Source organism: bacterium (assembly GCA_040757115.1).
Lineage (GTDB): Bacteria > UBA9089 > CG2-30-40-21 > CG2-30-40-21 > SBAY01 > JBFLXS01.
The window spans coordinates 1-3,301 of the sequence record JBFLYA010000339.1 but is presented as its reverse complement, the minus strand read 5'-3'; the positions used below and the strand labels follow the sequence as shown (position 1 = coordinate 3,301).

7 protein-coding genes are annotated in these 3,301 nt (G+C 40.2%); all 7 read right to left on the bottom strand.

The features are described from left to right. Positions 1-490 precede the first annotated feature (490 nt). Positions 491-634, bottom strand: coding sequence for a GxxExxY protein (locus AB1422_18250; GenBank protein ID MEW6621242.1), 144 nt, complete (start codon positions 632-634; stop codon positions 491-493). A 243-nt stretch (positions 635-877) separates the two neighbouring features. Next, positions 878-1,123 carry a DUF2283 domain-containing protein gene (locus tag AB1422_18245; protein ID MEW6621241.1) on the bottom strand — a complete coding sequence of 82 codons (246 nt, stop codon included), beginning with the start codon at positions 1,121-1,123 and terminating at the stop codon, positions 878-880. A gap of 20 nt (positions 1,124-1,143) precedes the next feature. Continuing rightward, entirely contained in the window at positions 1,144-1,395 is a 252-nt protein-coding gene (locus AB1422_18240; protein ID MEW6621240.1) for a DUF4258 domain-containing protein, read from the bottom strand. A 178-nt stretch (positions 1,396-1,573) separates the two neighbouring features. Continuing rightward, positions 1,574-1,855 carry an addiction module antidote protein gene (locus AB1422_18235; protein ID MEW6621239.1) on the bottom strand — a complete coding sequence of 94 codons (282 nt, stop codon included), beginning with the start codon at positions 1,853-1,855 and terminating at the stop codon, positions 1,574-1,576. A gap of 1 nt (position 1,856) precedes the next feature. Further along, positions 1,857-2,153 (bottom strand): type II toxin-antitoxin system RelE/ParE family toxin, encoded by a 297-nt coding sequence (locus tag AB1422_18230; protein ID MEW6621238.1) that lies wholly within the window; start codon positions 2,151-2,153, stop codon positions 1,857-1,859. A 260-nt stretch (positions 2,154-2,413) separates the two neighbouring features. Next, entirely contained in the window at positions 2,414-2,917 is a 504-nt protein-coding gene (locus tag AB1422_18225) for a hypothetical protein (protein MEW6621237.1), read from the bottom strand. A 53-nt stretch (positions 2,918-2,970) separates the two neighbouring features. Continuing rightward, on the bottom strand, positions 2,971-3,301 hold a 331-nt coding region (locus tag AB1422_18220), incomplete at its 5' end, for a hypothetical protein (protein ID MEW6621236.1).

Sequence of the window (3,301 nt, the reverse complement as noted above, 5' to 3'; positions counted from 1 at the left end):
TATTATATGTATTTAGAGAACGATATACTAGTGCTTTGTCGCTACTCAATTGATGTCCCCCGCTGGCGGGGGATTAAGGGGGTGGAATATGAAATCTGACATAGAAGAATCCACCCCCTACCCCCGCCAGCGGGGGATAACGGCCAATCAATCACTTGAATGGCGACAGAGCACTAGTGTCGTGTTGAGTAAGTTTTGCACGGGGCATCATCAGGTTTCGTAACCTGCAAACGGATAATTGGTAACTGGTAATTGGTTAAATAGTTTCGTCCTGAGCTCAGCCGAACGGTATTTAATTACTAGTTACCAATCACCAGTTACCAGAATCAAATTCTGTGCGTTATTTGTTCAACACGACACTAGGAAATGTCTTCCCTCTTCCCCTCAGTACTTTTTTGTTGATTGACTTTTCCCTTACTGTTTTGCTTGCCTTTGCCTAACGCCAAAGCTCACCTGCCCGAGCGAAGCGAGGGTTAGGTGTAGCGAGTGGTTAGACTGTTTTTTTACCACGAAGAGCACGAAGGTCACGAAGATTGGACAAGACAAATCTTTTTATGCTTTCTTTCAACCTTTCTACCTTGAAATTTATCAACAAGCCAACTTTAATATTTGCTAACTTCATTAGATATTTCATCAAATTTCACTTCGTGTTCTCCCTGCCCTTCGTGGTTTAATCTCTTTTAGTCTAACCAGTTATTATCTGAACGGCTATTATGAATAATATCATAAAGTTTTTACTTTATCAAACAGAAAAAAGTTAATGTATATCATTATATTTTGTCAGGGACTAATATGCAAAATTGAGTATTAATCCCCATCTTCCCTTGCCGAATTATTGTCTATTCCATAATCAAGGTCTGGACACAATTCTCCAATTCTACCTGCTAACAGCTAAAAGGAGTTCCTTTTCTTCCCCAGTTGCTTCGTTAATGACCAAAAGTTTACCTCTATCCTCACGATTCAATTGCTCGTTTGCATTTAAGAGTTCAAGCCCATAAATAGTTCCATCTGGTGCTATATCTACATTTAATTCATCACTTACTCGTATTGTTTCCACTTCAGTATCTCTTTTGTGAAAGCGAATGTAAGCAACATTATAGCGAGGATCATAAGTGAATCTCATGGTATTTACTCCTTCTAATTTTAAAAATAACGAGTGATTATAGTTATGACTCTCCAGTCAGTCTCTTCTTGAACAGCGTAAGCTTCTAACTGTTTGTTTTTATAATATCTTCCACACCAAATATTGTTAAAAGTAAAGTTATGGCGAAATCCTGTACGATTATACTTAGCTGGAAATCTTTCTCCATGCTCCACTGTGAACTTTACTTCATTTTCAGTAGCTCCTCGTTCTTTCATCCTCTCTTGAGCATGAGGATGAATATGAACAGCCATAGATTGTTCCCCTTTTATATTAACTTAATTTTTGCCACCTAACGATTGAGTTCAGCGGCGGCGGGGAGGATTGCTACTAAACTTTGTAAGCAAGACAAAAGTTTAATAAACCACAAACTTTTGAAAAGCAGTTAGCCCCCGCCGTCCACTGCAACGACTGGTTAGCCCAACCTGAAAGTTAAGCCATCACCGTAACTTTCACACCCAATCCGTGCAAAACTTTTATGATTGTGTCATATCGAGGTTTTGCACCAGGAGCAAGAGCTTTATACAAACTTTCCCGATCCAACCCTGTGCTTTTAGCGATTGCTGCTATACCACGCGCTTTTGCAACATCGGCTATCGCCATCAAAAATACATCAGGATTTTCATCTTCCATGGCAGCTGTTAGATACTCAGCAATGGTTTCTTCGTTATCGAGATAATCTGCTGCATCAAATTTTGTTAACGTTTTCATCATTTTACTCCTTGAGCATTGAGGCAAGAGTTTTAGCCTTTTTAATGTCTCGAGTCTGAGACGATTTATCGCCACCTAATAGGAGAATAATCAGCAATGTACCTTTCTTTTTAAAGTACACTCTATATCCAGGACCATAGTGAATTCGCATTTCACTGACATCTTCACCTACAGGCTCAACATCACCTAAATTTCCTAATTCTGCGGATCGGATACGCGCCAGTATTCGGGCTTTCCCTTTTGCATCGCGCAATTTGGTAAGCCACTCATCAAATTCTTTTGTTCGAAGTACTGTATACATTTACCAATTACACCCTTTTGCATATATACTGATTAAGAAGAATCGCCCTCATCTTCTAATCAAATTATACCAGACTATCACCATTTTGTCAAATCGAAAATTTGCCCCCCCATTCTTTGACTTTTGATTATTACGGTTAAATATATCAAAGAAGTTAACCTTGTTAAAAGTTGAGACCTGCCCCCTTTGCCTTCTTTCTTGGTTAGCCCCTGTCTTTGTTTGGAAAAGTAATACTCATAAAAGGCAACCATACATAATACTTACTGTTGGCGTAAACCAAATCTGATTTTCTGTTCATCAAATCCTAGCCGATGAAGCATAGAGATTGACTTGATTGCTATTTCTTCAACCAGTACACCGCGAGCAAGTCCTTTTTTGTCGAGTTCAATGGTAAGGTCGGCAATCTGATTCATCTTCTCAAGAAACTCTTTGTACTCTCCCAACTCTTGCATCGCAAAACTGCGTTCTTGAGATTGCTCACGGCGGACCAATTCCTTTAATTTCATTCGCTTCTCTGCCCGCTCAATTGGTCTGTCGTACTTGAAGTGGTCGTACAAATCAACGAAATCTTTTACGAATTGGAATGTAACGATATAGTGAAAAAGGTCTTTTAACTCACGAATAGCGTCACCCAAACCTTCCAGACTAATAGAACCCGGCGAAGCAAATTGCACCGACTTTACACGGAGTTCTTCGTACGGAGCCAAATAGTAGTATAGGAGAGCATAGCGATAGACCTGAGAACGTGTCATCTCGCGGGTCAAACGTAAATCGGGTGCTTCTCTTAAAAGTTTGACACGGAGGACAAATATCTTATTTAGGTAGTCAAGGCCATGAAAGAGTTGACGAAATTCATATCCCTTCCACTTTCGTCAATTCCAAACTCAAGTGTATCGGCAGGGGTTACAAAATGTCGTTCTGGAACTCGCTGTTGAATGACGAGTGGACGAATATGCTTCTCAAAATACGCAATTGAACTTTGAAGGTCTACCCGTGTCTCTGGGGTTGTCTCACGTTGGTAACGGTCAAGCCGACTGCGAAACTCGTGCCGAGCGTATTCTATCTCTTCCACAAATTGATCAAGTTGGCGTAGATAACTTTCGGCTTCTTCTAGCGATATACACCAGGTATCATAAGAAACTCCTTCC

What these genes read in the sequence shown, in the direction of transcription:
- AB1422_18230 (MEW6621238.1), bottom strand. Translation starts at nt 2,153, where the DNA reads ATGTATACAGTACTTCGAACAAAAGAATTTGATGAGTGGCTTACCAAA.
- AB1422_18240 (MEW6621240.1), bottom strand. Translation starts at nt 1,395, where the DNA reads ATGGCTGTTCATATTCATCCTCATGCTCAAGAGAGGATGAAAGAACGA.
- AB1422_18235 (MEW6621239.1), bottom strand. Translation starts at nt 1,855, where the DNA reads ATGATGAAAACGTTAACAAAATTTGATGCAGCAGATTATCTCGATAAC.
- AB1422_18250 (MEW6621242.1), bottom strand. Translation starts at nt 634, where the DNA reads ATGAAATATCTAATGAAGTTAGCAAATATTAAAGTTGGCTTGTTGATA.
- AB1422_18245 (MEW6621241.1), bottom strand. Translation starts at nt 1,123, where the DNA reads ATGAGATTCACTTATGATCCTCGCTATAATGTTGCTTACATTCGCTTT.